Below are 15,298 nucleotides of genomic sequence, written 5' to 3'. Positions count from 1 at the left end.
GGTTGCGGCATCTCACCCCCGCCAGCTCACAACTCCAAACGCGAGGATACGTTCTGTCCGGAACTCTTCTGGTGCTCCCAGCTTGGCAAGTAGCATCCTAAGCCAGGCCAGGAACCATACCTCGTCTAAAGACAACTCCAGCCGTTTGAAAAAAAAGACGCACAAAGGCTAAATCCACACCAATAACAGCCTGTAACGTGAGAATAGCCCCTTTCCTTAGCGGACATTTTCAGCTTAGAGCCAATTCTTACGCTTGAAATACAGGTAAGGCGCCAGCCCCGCCAACAGCATCAGGAGAATGGCCCCTGGATAACCAAATGACCACTTCAGCTCCGGCATAAAGTCGAAGTTCATCCCGTAACTGGAGGCCACCAGCGTTGGCGGCAGGAACACCACCGACACCACCGAGAAGATCTTGATGATGCGGCTCTGCTCAATGTTGATAAAACCCATCGCCGCCTGCATCAGGAAGTTCACCTTCTGGAACAGCGATTCGTTGTGCGGCAGCAGGGATTCGATGTCGCGCAGCACTTCACGCGCCTGCTCCAACTGGCCAGTTGGCAAACGCGCCTTGCGCACCAGGAAATTCAGCGCTCGCTGGGTATCCATCAGACACAGCCGCACCTTCCAGCCGATATCTTCCAGTTCCGCTAACGTTGATAGCGCTGCGTCATATTCATCCCCTGGATGGCCTTCCATAATTACCCGGCTGAGTTTTTCCAGATCGCTATAGACGTTTTCGATCTCATCAGCCAGTTGTTCGATCTTGGTTTCAAACAGATCCAACAACAGCTCGTAAGCGTTACCCTCCATCATTCTCTGGTTACGGGCACGCATACGATAAAGCCGGAACGCAGGCAGTTCGCGCTCACGCAGGGTATACAGGCGGCCATCACGGATGGTGAAGGCCACCGTGGAGTTACCCGCGTGATCTTCGGCATCCTCAAAGTAGAAAAAGGAGTGGATATGCAGGCCGTCTTCATCTTCAAAGAAACGGGCGGAGGCTTCGATGTCGTCCAGTTCCGGGCGTGTTGCCAGGCTTTGGCCTAACTCTGTTTGCACGCGCTCACGTTCGCCTTCCTCTGGCTCAACCAGGTCAACCCACAGCGACATGGTCAAATCGTCTGAGTCATCCAACTCCAGACGGGATAAGCGGCCGTTATCTAATTTAAAAGCGCTTAGCATGTGCCAAAACTCCCCTATGGTGACGGGTAGAGACAACGCGTTGAAGCACAGAAATCGAGGGAGGAATTGATTACCAGCTCGTTCCAGACCATGAAGAGATCTGACTCAGAGCGACACAAAGAAGGTCGCCGACAACCACGAAGGGTATCAGCGCGATGGGATAGCCTTAGAAGTTGTACCTGTTGTTGTCCAGGTCATTGAGCCAGTATCTACTGGGTGTGTCCAAGGCGTGTGTCCTCATTGATAATAGTGCGCGCATGTTACGCCGAGAAGAAAAAGCCTGTCAACACGTAGACAGGATAATTGCGCAACAATTCATCACGCTGGCTGTGGAGCTGTAACAATTTGCTAACAGGGACCCGGCGCTGTCGAAAAACACGCGGCGATCTCTGACTGCACACCGGAAAATTGCTAAGATTAGGGCACAAAACCCTTGCGGAATAACCTTATGAAACAGATTACCGCCCACGACCTGACGACCATGAGCGAGCAGGCCGCCACAGTAGCACGTCTGCGCGCACACCGCACTTTGCATGACGAGTTAAGCGATCCGGTGCAACGCTTGGCGATCGCTATGGAGCCGGGTACCTATATCCGCCCACATCGCCATCCGCAAACCTGGGAATTACTGACTCCGCTGCGCGGTCGTTTTGTGGTGTTGCAGTTCAATGAAGACGGCGTCGTTACCCAACGCACCCTGCTGGGCGAAGAAACCAAAGTGCTGGAGATGCCCGCATCGACCTGGCATGCCGTGCTGTCCGTTGATCCCGGTGGTGTGGTGTTTGAAGTGAAACAAGGCCCTTATCGCGCGCTGGCAGAAGAGGATTGTATGGCTTGGGCTCCACCGGAGGGTGGTGAGGGGACTGCCGCCGTGATGCGCTGGTATGCCACCGCCAAAATCGGCGATCGCTTTTCACCGTCGTCTTTCAAGCCGTAGCGTTGTTGGCTGCACTCGTTATCCCCTGTCACTTACCATAAGCTCCAGGGGATAACGAATCGGCCGCCTACATGCAACTCGAATTATTTAGAGTATACATTAAGCGGTTTCCAGCTTAGCGTAAGCTGCCACCAGCCACTTGATGCCTTCCCCCTGAAACGCAATCTGCAACCGGCTGTGTTCGCCGCTACCTTCCAGGTTTACGATCGTGCCTTCACCAAACTTCGGATGGCGCACGCGCTGGCCCAGTTTGTAACCGGTATCGTTCTCGCTGATTGGCGTACCCATGCGGCGGTGGCTCACCGGGCGCGAAACGCTGGCGCGCAGGCGCACTTCTTCCACGCACTCTTCCGGGATTTCACCAATAAAGCGCGATGGGCGGTGATACACCTCTTTGCCGTACAGGCGGCGGGTTTCCGCATAGGTCAGCGTCAGTTTCTGCATCGCTCGGGTCACGCCGACGTAGGCCAAGCGGCGTTCTTCTTCCAGGCGACCACCTTCATCCAGCGACATCTGGCTCGGGAACATGCCCTCTTCCATGCCGACGATAAACACCTGGCGGAACTCCAGCCCTTTGGCCGAGTGCAGGGTCATCAGTTGCACCGCGTCCTGATAAGCATCCGCCTGACCTTCGCCCGCCTCCAGCGCGGCATGGGAGAGAAACGCCTGCAATGGCATCAGATCCTGATCTTCATCCTGATAGCTGTATTGGCGGGTGGCCGTCACCAGTTCTTCCAGGTTTTCGATGCGCGCCTGACCTTTCTCACCTTTTTCCTGCTCATACATGATGAACAAGCCGGAATCGCGGATCACCCGATCAGTTTGCACATGCAGCGGCATCTCTGCGGTTTCATGCGCCAGCGAATCCACCAGTTCAAGAAAGCGTTGCAACGCAGAGGCCGCACGGCCCGCCAGCACCTTATCCTGCAACAGCGCGCGCGTTGCCTGCCACAGCGTCAGTTGCCGATCGCGCGCCGTTTGGCGCACCACGTCAAGCGTGCGATCGCCAATGCCGCGCGTTGGGGTATTCACCACGCGCTCAAAAGCAGCATCGTCGTTACGATTCGCCATCAGGCGCAGATAGGCCAGCGCGTCTTTGATTTCCTGGCGTTCGAAGAAGCGCATGCCGCCATAAATGCGATACGGCATCGCAGTTTGCAGCAACGCCTCTTCCAGTACGCGCGACTGGGCGTTACTGCGGTACAGAATGGCGCAATCATTCAGCGCCCCGCCGTTGTCCTGCCAGGACTTGATGCGGTTGACCACAAAGCGCGCTTCGTCCAATTCATTGAAGGCGCAATAGATCGAGATCGGTTCACCCTCGGCCCCTTCGGTCCACAGATTTTTACCCAAGCGCCCGTCGTTATTGGCGATCAGGGTGTTAGCCGCTTTGAGGATATTGCTGGTGGAGCGATAGTTCTGCTCCAGCCGGACGGTTTGCGCCCCTGGGAAATCCTTCAGGAAACGCTGAATGTTTTCCACCTGAGCACCACGCCAGCCGTAGATTGACTGATCGTCATCACCCACAATCATCACATTGGCTTTATCCCCCGCCAGCATGTGGATCCAGGCGTACTGAATACGGTTGGTATCCTGGAATTCGTCCACCAGAATATTGGTGAAACGCTCACGGTAATGATTGAGGATATGTGGCTTGTTCAGCCACAGTTCATGAGCGCGCAGCAGCAGCTCGGCGAAATCCACCAGCCCCGCCCGATCGCATGCTTCCTGATAGGCCTGATAAATCTTCAGCCAGGTGGCCTCTACCGGATTGCCGTAGCTTTCGATGTGTTGCGGGCGCAGACCATCGTCTTTTTTGCCGTTGATGTACCACATCGCCTGACGCGGTGCCCATTGTTTCTCGTCGATGTTCAGCGCACGCACGATGCGTTTGATCAAGCGCAGTTGATCTTCGCTGTCGAGGATCTGGAAATCCTGCGGCAGGTTGGCGTCCATATGGTGGGCACGCAGCAGGCGATGTGCCAGCCCGTGGAAGGTGCCGATCCACATGCCGCCCTGGCTGGTACCAATCAGGTGTTCAATACGGTGGCGCATCTCCGCCGCCGCCTTGTTGGTGAAGGTCACCGCCATGATCGAATACGGCGAGCAGTTCTCCACCGCCAGCAGCCAGGCGATGCGATGCACCAGCACCCGGGTCTTTCCGCTGCCCGCGCCCGCCAGCACCAACAGGTTGCTGCGTGGCGCAGCCACGGCTTCACGTTGTTTATCATTCATGCTGTCGAGCAGATCGGAAACGTCCATAGGCACCATTAATTGGTAAAGGGAAAGTGTGCATTTTGCGTACTTTCCACTGGGGATTTATACAGATTACTGCAAGGATTATAACAATGCTGTCAGCGATGCCAACTGCGAAATCTCAATATGTGGCAGCAAACGGCTGTCATCCGCCTGCATCAGGCTGCGTTGCCGATCGTTGATCCAACAGGCTTGCAGGCCCGAACGCAGTGCGCCAGCCACGTCGGTGGTCAGATCGTCGCCAACGTGCAGGATCTGCGCTGGCGCTACGCCCAGCCTTGCGGCGGCCAACTGGTACATATCCTGATAAGGTTTGGCGCGGCCATCCGGCCCCGATCGCAACACAAACTGGAAGTAACCCTCTAACCCACACAGCGCCGGATCGGCGTTGCCGTTGGTGATCGCCACCAGCGGATAGCGCTGCCCCAGCGCTTTTAAGGTGGTATGGGTGGCCTCTGGTATTTCAATTCGGCTGCGCCACAGGGCAAAATTCTGCATTGCCGCGTCCGCGCCTAGCGCAGCTTCAGCGTCGCGCAGCCCCTGACGGCTCAGCGCCAAATGGACCGCACGCCAGCGCCATTGCGTGACATCGTGGTAAATCTCCGGATCCTGTTCACGCAGTTCCTGCCGCAGGCGATGAAAATCTGCCGACTGGAAACTGCTCAACCCCGGATGGTAACTCTGCAAAAAAGCCACCGACTGCTGCTCGGTCTGTTTGATCACCGGACGATTATCATACAGCGTATCGTCTAGATCGAAGGTCAACGCCGCCAGCGGGCGCAGTGGACGGTAAAAATGCATCAGGATTTCCCCCGTTTGGCGCGTGGATGCGCAGCATCATACACTTTCGCCAGATGTTGAAAGTCGAGGTGGGTATAAATTTGCGTGGTGGTCAGGTTGGCATGGCCCAATAACTCCTGCACCGCGCGCAGATCGCCGCTGGATTCCAGCATATGAGTGGCAAAAGAGTGGCGCAGCTTGTGCGGGTGAATATGGCTGTTGACCCCCTGCTTGACGCCCCATTCGGCAAAACGCTTCTGCACGTTGCGCGCCGAAATGCGTTTACCCTGGTTGGAGAGGAACATCGCATCGTCAGTCGGTGCAAACAGATCGCGCAGCGCCAGCCAATGTTGCAGCCAAGTAATCGCCATACGGCCGAGCGGCAGTTTGCGCTCTTTGCTGCCTTTACCCATCACCCAGATTTCACCGGCGGCCAGATCGACATAGCGGCAATCCAGCCCTACCAGTTCGGCAAGACGCAGCCCGGCACCGTACATCACCTCCAGCATGGCGCGATCGCGTACCGCCAGCGGATCGTTGAGATCAATGTTCAGCAATTGATTCATTTCATCAACGTCGATATTTTTCGGCAGATGGCGACCACTGCGCGGCGTGCGGATCCCTTTCGCAGGGTTGGCGCTCAGCACACCCTGGCTGACCAACCAATCTAAGAAGCTGCGCAACGCCGAAAGACGTAACGCCAAACTGGAAGACTGCAACCCGGCCCGTTTGCTACGTGCCGCCAGTTGGCGCACGCGGGCGGCATCCAGCATCGGCCATGCGCTGACGCCGAGATCGGCCGCCAGCGCAATCAGCGCCTGTAGTTGGCGCGAATAGCTGATTTGGGTCAGTGGGCTGAGCTGGCGCTCTACCTTCAGATAGCGCAGGAAAGCGTCCACCGGCGGTTGCAGGCTGGCCGCTGAGAGCGTCATGCGCGTTCGATCCAGCGCTCTATCAGTTCCGGCAGCATGCGCGCCAGTTGGTCGAGCATCACGGTGCCCATCCCCTGCTGATAATGTTGCGTATCACGGCTGCTGAAAATCACCATGCCCAGTTCGCCATGTTCCCCGAGCAATGACAGAGCCACCGAACCGACCTGCTTCGCCTGTGGTAACAGCAGCAACAGCTCAGGGCCATTGAGGCTGCCGAGATAATGCGGTTGGCTGCCCAAGCGCTGAATACGCAAGGGTTCAAACGCCGAACGCGCCAGGCCGAGATGGGTAAAATCAGATGGCGCACCGATGTTCCAGCGATCGTTAAACAGACGGATATTAGCCCCCACCAGACCAAAACCACGCGCCCAGCGCTGCAAGCGGTTAAGCATATCCTGCAGGCTGCTGGCGGTAGCCAGATCGGCCTGCAAATGCAACAGACGGGCAAACAGCGTTTCGTTGCCGCTGGCCTGTTCCATCAGCAAGGTGATCTCTTCTTCCAACTGGGTGATGTGGTTGCGCTGCCGCGCCAGATGCCACTCCACCAGCGACACCGTGCCACGCACCGGGTGCGGCACACGCATTTGCTCAACCTGACGCGCGTTGCGAATAAAGAAATCGGGATTCTGTAGCAGATACTGCATGACGGTATCGTCATCAAGCTCAATATCCGTCACTGCCTGGTTCTCTACGCTCTTCATAGATGAATAAATCCGTCATAAACATGGGTCGCAGGGCCGGTCATAAACAAGGGGTTGCCCGGCCCTTTCCAGCGGATATGCAAGCTGCCACCCGGCAGTTCTACATGTACCTCTTCTGACAGCAATTCTTGTTGGATGCCGACCGCAACCGCCGCACAAGCACCGCTGCCGCAGGCCTGCGTTTCGCCTGCTCCGCGCTCATAAACACGCAGCTTGATGTGCTCACGGCTCACCACCTGCATAAAACCAATGTTGGCGCGTTCAGGGAAACGCTCGTGCCCTTCCAGCACCGGGCCGAGAAACTCGACCTTGGCGGTTTTGACATCGTCCACCTGTAAAACACAGTGCGGGTTGCCCATCGAGACGACACCACACAACACAGTATGCTCCGCTGCGCGCATGATGTAGGTTTTTTCCGTCTTAGTGGCGCGGAACGGCACGATCTGCGGATCGAAGTTCGGTTCGCCCATGTTGACGCACACCAGATCGTCGTCGGTCACGCTCAATACCATACGCCCGGTCTGGGTGCTGACGCGGATATCACGCTTGTTGGTCAGCCCTTTCAGCCGCACAAAACGGGCAAAACAGCGGGCTCCGTTGCCACACTGCGCCACTTCGCTGCCGTCAGCATTGAAAATACGGTAATGGAAATCGAGTTCTGGGTCGTAAGGCGGTTCTACGATCAGCATCTGATCAAAACCAACGCCCAAATGCCGATCGGCCAAGCGGCGGATCAACTCAGGTGAAAAGTAGACATTCTGTGTTACGGCATCGACCACCATAAAGTCGTTACCCAGACCGTGCATTTTGGAGAACTGCATATCATACTCCGCTATCTGGACGCGCTATCCGTCTGACATCCACGGTGACCTCGGTCACCGTAAGTAGGTTGTGACTGGTTGCTCATCGACGGTTATTGCTGAGTGCCAGCGGCTTGTTGTTGATTTTTGCCTACATTATCAGCATTTGTCGTCGGTTGTGCTGCTGGCTTGTCATTAGGTGGGAAATACAGCGGGCCTTTCAGACCACAACCAGAGAGCCCGGCCAGCAGAACGGCCATCAGCGCATAGCGTAGTTGTTTTTTCATTTGCATTAATGCCTGTAATTCATGCGTCCAAGCTCACTATAATCGCAGGTGGATCATGAAAAGCAATAGGAATCGAATATGAACGACAGCGAGTTTCACCAGTTAGCCGACCAACTGATGCTTGATATTGAACAGACACTGGATGATTTTGACGGCGATGCGGACATCGATTACGAAACTAACGGCGGCGTCATGACGCTGAGCTTCGAAAACGGTACCAAGATTGTCATCAACCGCCAGGAGCCGTTGCATCAGGTATGGCTGGCCACCAAAACCGGAGGTTATCACTTTAACCACCGCGACGGTGCCTGGTTCTGCGATCGCAGCGATCGTGAATTCTATGCATTGCTTAGCGAAGCCGCCAGCGCTCAGGCAGGGGAAACGGTCAGTTTTGGCTGAGTGCTACCGAGGGGCGCGAATCATCGCGCCCTCTAACAAGATTAATGCAGTTGGAATTGCTGTTTTAGAGGCTGGACGGTATTACCGTCAGAAAGCGTGACACACAGGCTCGATAAGGTATTACTGCGGAATGGGATCACCTGGGTACGGTCATCGATTTGCACAATCTGATAGAACTGCGGCAGGTTGAAGTTGATGAAACTGGAACCGTAGGTAAAACGATCGTGCGATGAAGAGTAGAAGCGGCTGACGTCGCGCACCAGCTCTTCTTTGCTGCCTTCACAGTGGTGATAGACCTCAATCCGGTTTGACTCATCCAGAATATAGATGTTAAAACCTTTCTGATCCTTGGTGTCTTCGAAGAAGAACTGGATGATCCCTTCGCTGGCAAAGCCATCCACCACCGCTGGCAGATGCACCTGATCGGCTTCCACCTTGATCGACAGGCCATGCAGTTTGTTGTGAGAAATGGCGCCGTAAAACTCCACCGCGTTCTCCAGCTTTTGCACCGACACACTCAGGCGCTCAAAGAACAGCCCCCAGGTTTGCCCGGCAACGCGCACCGCTTTAAAACGGCCCGGTTCGAGGCGAGTACTGGAAAGACGCAGCTCAATGCACTCAGAAACCAACTGCTGAATACGGGTACGGATCAGGCCACGCAGGTGCTGGCTGTAGCAGAACACCTCTACCGACTCTGGCGGTGCGGCATCCTGATGCATTTTGCCGAGAATGGTTTTCAACGCTTCAAGCACCGACTGTTCACCGCTGAAATGCAGGGTACGCACTTCGTTCCACGAGTTGCGGTACAGCAGATCGATACTGCCGACCAGGCATTGCTGTTGCTGGCCGAAGCTGAACACGTCCAGTTTGCGGAAATCAAAATGCACCACCTGATTGCGGAAGGCGGCTGTCGGGTCGTTTTCCAAGTTGACGATAATCGCCAGATGGCGAATTTCACAAGGGCTGTACAGCGCTTTCGGCGTCGGGGCTGGCAAGCGCAGCGGGAAATGATGTGCCACATCAGCGACCAGTTCCTGCAATTTGGCAGGGTCGCAGATATCACCACTCTTGATATGCAAACGGGTCTGCGGCGTCAGCAAGCCGTTAAAATAGGCCCAGGCCACCAGCTTGTTCAGGTAGCGGTTATATTCCAGCGGCTGATGGCTGACGATAGCACTCATGGCCGGAGCCTGGTTATACAGATACCAGCCGGTGCGGTTAGCGCGGCCCGCAGGTACGTGAATAAAGGTTAAATCGTTTTCCGAAAGATCCGGCGAAATCTGCGGGTTCACCAACGTCACTTTACCCGGCAGCGCTTCAAATGCGGCGTACAGCTTGCGGGTCAAAACCCCGATATCCTGCGGGCTGGCGCTGACGCTGAGGTTGTTACGGCGGGCAAAGCGGATCAGATTGCGATAGCTTTGCATCATCGCGTCCAGCAGTTCGTTATGGGCTTCGCGGACGCGCTCGATCTTCCAGTTGGCACGATTATCCAGGATCGCCAGGCGCTCTTCGTTCCAGCCCCAATCGCTGACCAACTGACCAAGAATTTCTCGCCGCCAGCCGACGCAGGCTTTGGACAGTGACAGCTTTTCGCAGACTTTCAGATAGAAACAGCGGCGGACCAGATCGAGGCGGGTGGTATCGTTGATTTGTGTCAGATAATGGGTGACGCGTTCCAGCATCATGCAATAGGCATCGAGGCCAAAGCAGACGATCTCCCCTTGATGCAGGCGCTGTTTGATATCCATCGCCAACAGTTGCGTATTGGGGTATTCCCACGAATAGGCTTCAAGCAACAGCGTTTTCAACACCGCTTTGTAAGGCGAATCGATGCTCTTGTACAGCTGCCACAGGCTGGCACCGAAGTATTCTTCGGCTGACAGCGTGCTCAACCCGCCGAGATCCAGCCATTCATTCGGCGTTAATACCCCCTGCGCATACAGCGACAGGACATATTCATCGTAATGCGCTTCTTCTTCACCCGGCACCATGTTCCACAGGATGCGTTTCCCTGCCAGACGAACCGCAGAACGGTAAAACTCATCAAGCAACAGAATATGTTGGGTAGAACCACAGTCCTCACCACCCAAACTGCCGCTTTCGTTATGGCGGAAACGGTTTTCGTCAATCAGGAAGAAGCTGACCTCCACCCCCATCGATGCCGCCCACTTTTCCAGCAGACTGCATTTCTGCTGTAAACGGTTACGTTCTTCGTTATCGAGCCAGGATTGGTGACACACCCAGATATCCAGATCCGAGGTACAGCTCTGGCCGATCGACGAGGTGCTGCCCATGGTGTAAACGCCAGTGATCGGCAGTTCACCGCAAGCCATTTGCTCAAACGGGCTACCCCATTTGTCTTCTAAATCCGTAATATAGTCTTTTTGGGTTTCATCAGGGGCGTAGAGACATACACCGTGGGGAACGTTACCCGTGAGGTAACCCGGCATCAGTGGATGGTGGTGGTGCAGTAAGGTAGGCAGCAGACTATACACCCGTTGGAACGCGGGCTTCATGGCCGCCAGGGCACGATCAACACGTAATTGGTTAATCGCATCCAGTCTCTGTTTCAGTGTCTCGATGTAGAGGTACAAGACGTCTCGCCTGATTATCCTGGTACTTGAAAAAAACCCGTATTCCATCCGCGTCTTGAGTTTAGAAGAATATTTGACGACTTATTGCTGGAAACGTGATCAATCTAACACCTTGCCGATTGACCGTAAAGGAGGTAAAGCGACACACTTACTCTCGCGCCTCTTTAAACGATTTGCCCAGCCCTAACACTCCCTCACGTCTCATTGATTCCGTTGTCCTTTCTCCGCCTGTGGCTTCTGGCACTGACAGTTTTCGTGCTCAGTGGTAGGATGGACGGCGAATTATAAAAACGGTAACCAGCATGTTAGACAAAATTATTCGAATTGCCACCCGACAAAGCCCACTGGCACTGTGGCAAGCGCATTATGTGCAACAGCGTCTGATGGTAAGCCACCCTGGCCTGCAGGTAGAACTGGTGCCGATGGTGACTCGCGGCGACATTATTCTGGATACGCCGCTGGCTAAAGTCGGCGGTAAAGGCCTGTTCGTCAAAGAACTTGAGCTGGCTCTGCTGGAGGGCCGAGCGGATATCGCCGTGCATTCCATGAAGGATGTGCCAGTCGCTTTCCCTGAAGGCTTGGGGCTGGTGACCATTTGCGAGCGCGACGATCCGCGCGATGCCTTTGTCTCCAACCGTTTTGCTTCTCTCGATCAACTGCCGCTGGGCAGTATAGTGGGTACTTCCAGCCTGCGCCGCCAGTGCCAGCTGCGTGAACGTCGCCCAGATCTGATCGTGCGCGATCTGCGCGGCAACGTAGGCACTCGCTTGGCCAAACTGGATAACGGCGATTACGACGCCATTATTCTGGCCGTCGCCGGGTTGAAACGCTTGGGGTTGGAGCAACGAATCCGTTGCCCGCTAAGTGCAGAAGAATCGCTGCCCGCCGTCGGCCAAGGTGCGGTAGGTGTTGAATGCCGCCTTGATGACGACGTTACCCGCGCCCTGCTCGCACCGCTCAACCATCGCGCCACAGAAATCCGCGTTCGTGCTGAACGGGCGATGAATACCCGGCTGGAAGGCGGCTGTCAGGTGCCGATCGGCAGCTACGCTGAGCTGGAAGACGATCAACTGTGGTTACGTGCGCTGGTCGGTGCGCCAGACGGCAGCAAGATGGTGCGCGGTGAACGCCGCGGCCCGGCCGCTCTGGCCGAGCAGATGGGCGTTGAACTGGCAGAAGAGCTGCTGGCCGCTGGTGCCCGTGAAATCCTGCATGACGTTTATCAGGGAAATCCCCCGGCATGACCATTCTGGTAACCCGCCCTTCTCCGGCAGGAGAACAGCTGGTGGGCCGCCTGCGCGCACTCGGCCGGGTTGCCTACCATGCGCCGCTGATCGATTTTGCCCCAGGAGCGGATCTGATTAAGCTGCCCGATGCGCTGGCCCAGTTGAGCGCAGGCGATCTGGTGTTCGTGCTGTCGCAGCACGCCGTCAGCTATGCCAATTCAGTGATCAACCGTGCCGGGCTTCAATGGCCTACCCACTTATCTTATTATGCGATAGGCCGCACCACCGCGCTGGCGATGCATCGTATCAGCAGCCTGCCGGTAGAGTATCCGCGCGAACGTGAAATCAGCGAAACGCTATTGCTGCTGCCGGCCTTGCAGAAACTGGCGGGCAAACAGGCGTTGATCATGCGTGGCAACGGTGGCCGCGAGCTGCTGGGTGACACGCTGAGTGAGCGCGGTGCCACTGTCCGCTATTATGAATGCTACCAACGCAGCCCGGTTCACTATGATGGCACAGAACAGAGTGCCCACTGGCAGCGTGCCGGTGTCAATACGCTGGTAGTGACCAGCGGTGAAATGTTACAACAGCTCTATACTTTAGTTCCTGATTACTATCGTTCTTCATGGCTGTTACGCTGCCACCTGATAGTCGTCAGTGAACGTTTGGCGACCCTCGCGCAAGAATTGGGCTGGAGCTCGATTCGGGTAGCTGATAATGCTGATAATGACGCGCTGATGCGCGCGCTACAATAACCAGACTATGGGATGTGCCACTATGACGGAACAAAACACTCCATCCGCCCCGGTTGAAGAGCCAACCCTTGCGGTCAAGAGCCCCCAACAACCAGACGCTGACCACCGTAAAGGTAAAAGTACCGGCCCGGTACTGGGTGCGATCGCTATCGTGCTGGTCATCGCACTGGGTGTTGGCGGCTATTACCACACGCACAAACAGGCGCAGGCGCTGATCGCAGCCAACCAAGCCTTGGTGCAGCAGTTGACCGAGCTAAGACAAAGCCAGTTGCAGGGGAAAAATGCGCTGGAAGCGTTAATGCAGCAGCAGGCTAAAACGCTGGATGCTACCGATCACGAGCAAACCACCCTGGCTCGCCAGTTGAATGAATTGCAGGAGAAAGTCACCACGATTTCCGGCAGCGATGCCAAAACCTGGCTGCTGGCCCAGGCCGACTTCCTGGTGAAAATGGCTGGCCGTAAGCTGTGGAGCGATCAGGATGTCACCACCGCGGCCACGCTGCTCAAAAGTGCCGACGCCAGCCTGGCAGAGATGAACGATCCCAGCCTGATCGACATTCGCCGCGCCATCACTGAAGATATCGGCTCACTCTCCGCCGTTGCCCAAGTGGATTTTGACGGCATTATTCTAAAGGTAAATCAGCTTTCCAACCAGGTAGATAACCTGCGCCTGGCGGATAACAACAAAGACGAAACGCCGATGGACCAAGACAGCAGTGAGCTTTCCAGTTCACTGAGCGAATGGCGCCAGAACCTGACTAAGAGCTGGCACAACTTTATGGCTGACTTCGTCACCATCCGCCGCCGTGATACCAATGCGGAACCGCTGCTGGCACCGAACCAGGATATCTATCTGCGTGAAAATATCCGTTCGCGCCTGCTGGTGGCGGCACAGGCGATCCCTCGTCATCAGAACGAAGTGTATAAACAGTCGCTGGAAACCGTTTCTACCTGGGTACGCGCCTACTTCGATACCACCGATCCGGTCACCAAAGCCTTCCTGGATGAGTTGGACAATCTTAGCCAACAGTCGATTTCCATGGATGTGCCACAACAGCTGAAGAGCCAGCCGCTGTTGGAAAAACTGATGCAGACCCGGGTACGCAATCTGTTAGCCCAGGCGCCTGCCACTCACCAGGAGGGATAAGCCATGTTACGCGTGTTATTCCTGTTCCTGGTGCTGATCGCCAGCGTGGTGGTAGGGCCAATGCTGGCCGGCCATCAAGGCTATGTGCTGATCCAGACCGACAACTACAACGTTGAAACCAGCGTCACCGGCCTGGTGATCATGGTGATCCTGCTGTTCATGGTGCTGTTTGTGATCGAATGGATCCTGCGCCGTATCTTCCACACCGGTGCCCGTACCCGTGGCTGGTTCCTTGGCCGCAAACGCAACCGTGCGCGCAAGCAGACCAAAGCCGCGTTCATCAAGCTGGCAGAAGGTGACTACAAACAGGTCGAAAAACTGCTGACACGTAATGCCGATCATGCAGAGCAACCGGTGGTGAACTATCTGCTGGCGGCTGAAGCGGCACAGCAGCGCGGTGATGATTTCAGAACCAACCAGTATCTGGAACGTGCGGCCGAAGTGGCCGACACCGATCAGCTGCCGGTAGACATTACCCGTGTGCGTATCCAACTGGCTCAGGGCGAAGCACATGCAGCACGCCACGGCGTCGATCGCCTGCTGAATCAGGCGCCTCGTCACCCGGAAGTGCTGCGGCTGGCTGAGCAAGCTTATCTGCAAACCGGAGCTTATGCGTCATTGCTGGAAATCCTGCCTTCGATGAGCAAAATCAACCTGCACACCGAAGACGAACTGCAGGCATTACAGCAGCAAGCCTATATCGGCCTGATGAACCAGGCGATGGCAGATGGAGGGAGTGATGGCCTGAAACTCTGGTGGAAAGATCAGAGCCGCAAAACACGCCATGAAGTCCCGCTGCAGGTGGCGATGGTGGAACACCTTATTGAATGTGATGACCATGAACTGGCACAGGATATCGTGCTCAACAGTCTGAAACGCCAATATGATGAACGCCTGGTCTTACTGATCCCACGCATCAAGTCTGGTAACCCGGAACAGTTGGAAAAAGCGTTGCGCCAGCAGATCAAGCAACACGGGGCGACCCCGTTGCTGAGCAGTACGCTGGGTCAGTTGCTGATGAAGCATGGCGAATGGCAGCAGGCCAGTGATGCCTTCAATGAAGCGCTGAAGCAACGCCCTGATGCCTATGACTACGCCTGGCTGGCTGATGCGTTGGAAAAACTCCACCGCCCTGATGAGGCCGCGCAGATGCGCCGCGAAGGGCTGATGCTGACGCTGAAACAAAACGGCGAGTAAGCCTTCTCTTTCATACCATCAGAACGCGGCCACTGCATTGGGTCGCGTTTTTTTTCGGCTTAATTTTCACCCTCTCTCTAATACATGTCGTGAACTCAG

The 15,298-nt window shown here is 55.8% G+C and carries 14 protein-coding genes; 6 read left to right on the top strand and 8 right to left on the bottom strand.

All coding sequences use genetic code 11. The annotated features are described in order from the left end of the window. Window positions 1-234 precede the first annotated feature (234 nt). Complete coding sequence (gene corA, locus ACX1CU_RS01180; protein ID WP_459400842.1) at window positions 235-1,185, bottom strand: magnesium/cobalt transporter CorA; 951 nt, start codon at window positions 1,183-1,185, stop codon at window positions 235-237. Window positions 1,186-1,633: 448 nt separating this feature from the next. Between corA and ACX1CU_RS01175 the strand changes: the two genes are divergently transcribed. Further along, on the top strand, window positions 1,634-2,122 hold the full coding sequence (locus ACX1CU_RS01175; RefSeq protein WP_459400841.1) for a WbuC family cupin fold metalloprotein: 489 nt from the start codon (window positions 1,634-1,636) through the stop codon (window positions 2,120-2,122). A 99-nt stretch (window positions 2,123-2,221) separates the two neighbouring features. Here ACX1CU_RS01175 and uvrD read toward each other — a convergent pair whose 3' ends face one another. The 6 genes from uvrD to lptM form a co-directional block, all read right to left on the bottom strand. Next, on the bottom strand, window positions 2,222-4,384 hold the full coding sequence (gene uvrD / locus ACX1CU_RS01170; protein ID WP_459400840.1) for a DNA helicase II: 2,163 nt from the start codon (window positions 4,382-4,384) through the stop codon (window positions 2,222-2,224). 78 nt (window positions 4,385-4,462) lie between these two features. Then, window positions 4,463-5,179: a 5-amino-6-(5-phospho-D-ribitylamino)uracil phosphatase YigB gene (gene yigB / locus ACX1CU_RS01165; protein ID WP_459400839.1), complete on the bottom strand. Its 717-nt coding sequence runs from the start codon at window positions 5,177-5,179 to the stop codon at window positions 4,463-4,465. Continuing rightward, on the bottom strand, window positions 5,179-6,090 hold the full coding sequence (xerC, locus tag ACX1CU_RS01160; protein ID WP_459400838.1) for a tyrosine recombinase XerC: 912 nt from the start codon (window positions 6,088-6,090) through the stop codon (window positions 5,179-5,181). Before xerC ends, yigB begins: the two co-directional genes overlap by 1 nt. Then, window positions 6,087-6,791 (bottom strand): DUF484 domain-containing protein, encoded by a 705-nt coding sequence (locus tag ACX1CU_RS01155; RefSeq protein ID WP_459400837.1) that lies wholly within the window; start codon window positions 6,789-6,791, stop codon window positions 6,087-6,089. Before ACX1CU_RS01155 ends, xerC begins: the two co-directional genes overlap by 4 nt. After that, window positions 6,788-7,612, bottom strand: coding sequence for a diaminopimelate epimerase (dapF, locus tag ACX1CU_RS01150; protein WP_459400836.1), 825 nt, complete (start codon window positions 7,610-7,612; stop codon window positions 6,788-6,790). Before dapF ends, ACX1CU_RS01155 begins: the two co-directional genes overlap by 4 nt. Window positions 7,613-7,704: 92 nt before the next feature. Beyond that, a complete protein-coding gene (gene lptM / locus ACX1CU_RS01145) occupies window positions 7,705-7,878 on the bottom strand; it encodes an LPS translocon maturation chaperone LptM (RefSeq protein ID WP_459400835.1) in 174 nt (57 codons plus the stop codon). A gap of 78 nt (window positions 7,879-7,956) precedes the next feature. On the opposite strand from lptM, the gene cyaY reads away from it, so the two are divergent. Then, window positions 7,957-8,277, top strand: coding sequence for an iron donor protein CyaY (gene cyaY, locus ACX1CU_RS01140; protein WP_459400834.1), 321 nt, complete (start codon window positions 7,957-7,959; stop codon window positions 8,275-8,277). 41 nt (window positions 8,278-8,318) lie between these two features. Here cyaY and ACX1CU_RS01135 read toward each other — a convergent pair whose 3' ends face one another. Further along, the gene (locus ACX1CU_RS01135; protein WP_459400833.1) at window positions 8,319-10,874 is read right to left on the bottom strand and encodes a class I adenylate cyclase; all 2,556 of its coding nucleotides are present in this window, start codon (window positions 10,872-10,874) and stop codon (window positions 8,319-8,321) included. 302 nt (window positions 10,875-11,176) lie between these two features. Here ACX1CU_RS01135 and hemC point away from each other — a divergent pair, with 302 nt between their 5' ends. From hemC to hemY, 4 genes are read left to right on the top strand one after another with little or no spacing between them, the layout of a single operon-like run. Continuing rightward, window positions 11,177-12,118, top strand: a complete 942-nt coding sequence (hemC, locus tag ACX1CU_RS01130) for a hydroxymethylbilane synthase (RefSeq protein ID WP_459400832.1) — start codon at window positions 11,177-11,179, stop codon at window positions 12,116-12,118. Continuing rightward, a complete protein-coding gene (gene hemD / locus ACX1CU_RS01125; protein ID WP_459400831.1) occupies window positions 12,115-12,855 on the top strand; it encodes a uroporphyrinogen-III synthase in 741 nt (246 codons plus the stop codon). The genes hemC and hemD overlap by 4 nt, the downstream gene beginning before the upstream one ends. Window positions 12,856-12,877: 22 nt before the next feature. Beyond that, window positions 12,878-14,002: a uroporphyrinogen-III C-methyltransferase gene (gene hemX, locus ACX1CU_RS01120; protein WP_459400830.1), complete on the top strand. Its 1,125-nt coding sequence runs from the start codon at window positions 12,878-12,880 to the stop codon at window positions 14,000-14,002. Between the two features lie 3 nt (window positions 14,003-14,005). Further along, window positions 14,006-15,199, top strand: coding sequence for a protoheme IX biogenesis protein HemY (gene hemY / locus ACX1CU_RS01115; protein ID WP_459400829.1), 1,194 nt, complete (start codon window positions 14,006-14,008; stop codon window positions 15,197-15,199). Window positions 15,200-15,298 lie beyond the last annotated feature (99 nt).

The sequence above is a fragment of the Serratia sp. D1N4 genome (assembly GCF_054552755.1).
This window is presented reverse-complemented; position numbering and strand designations above follow the sequence as displayed.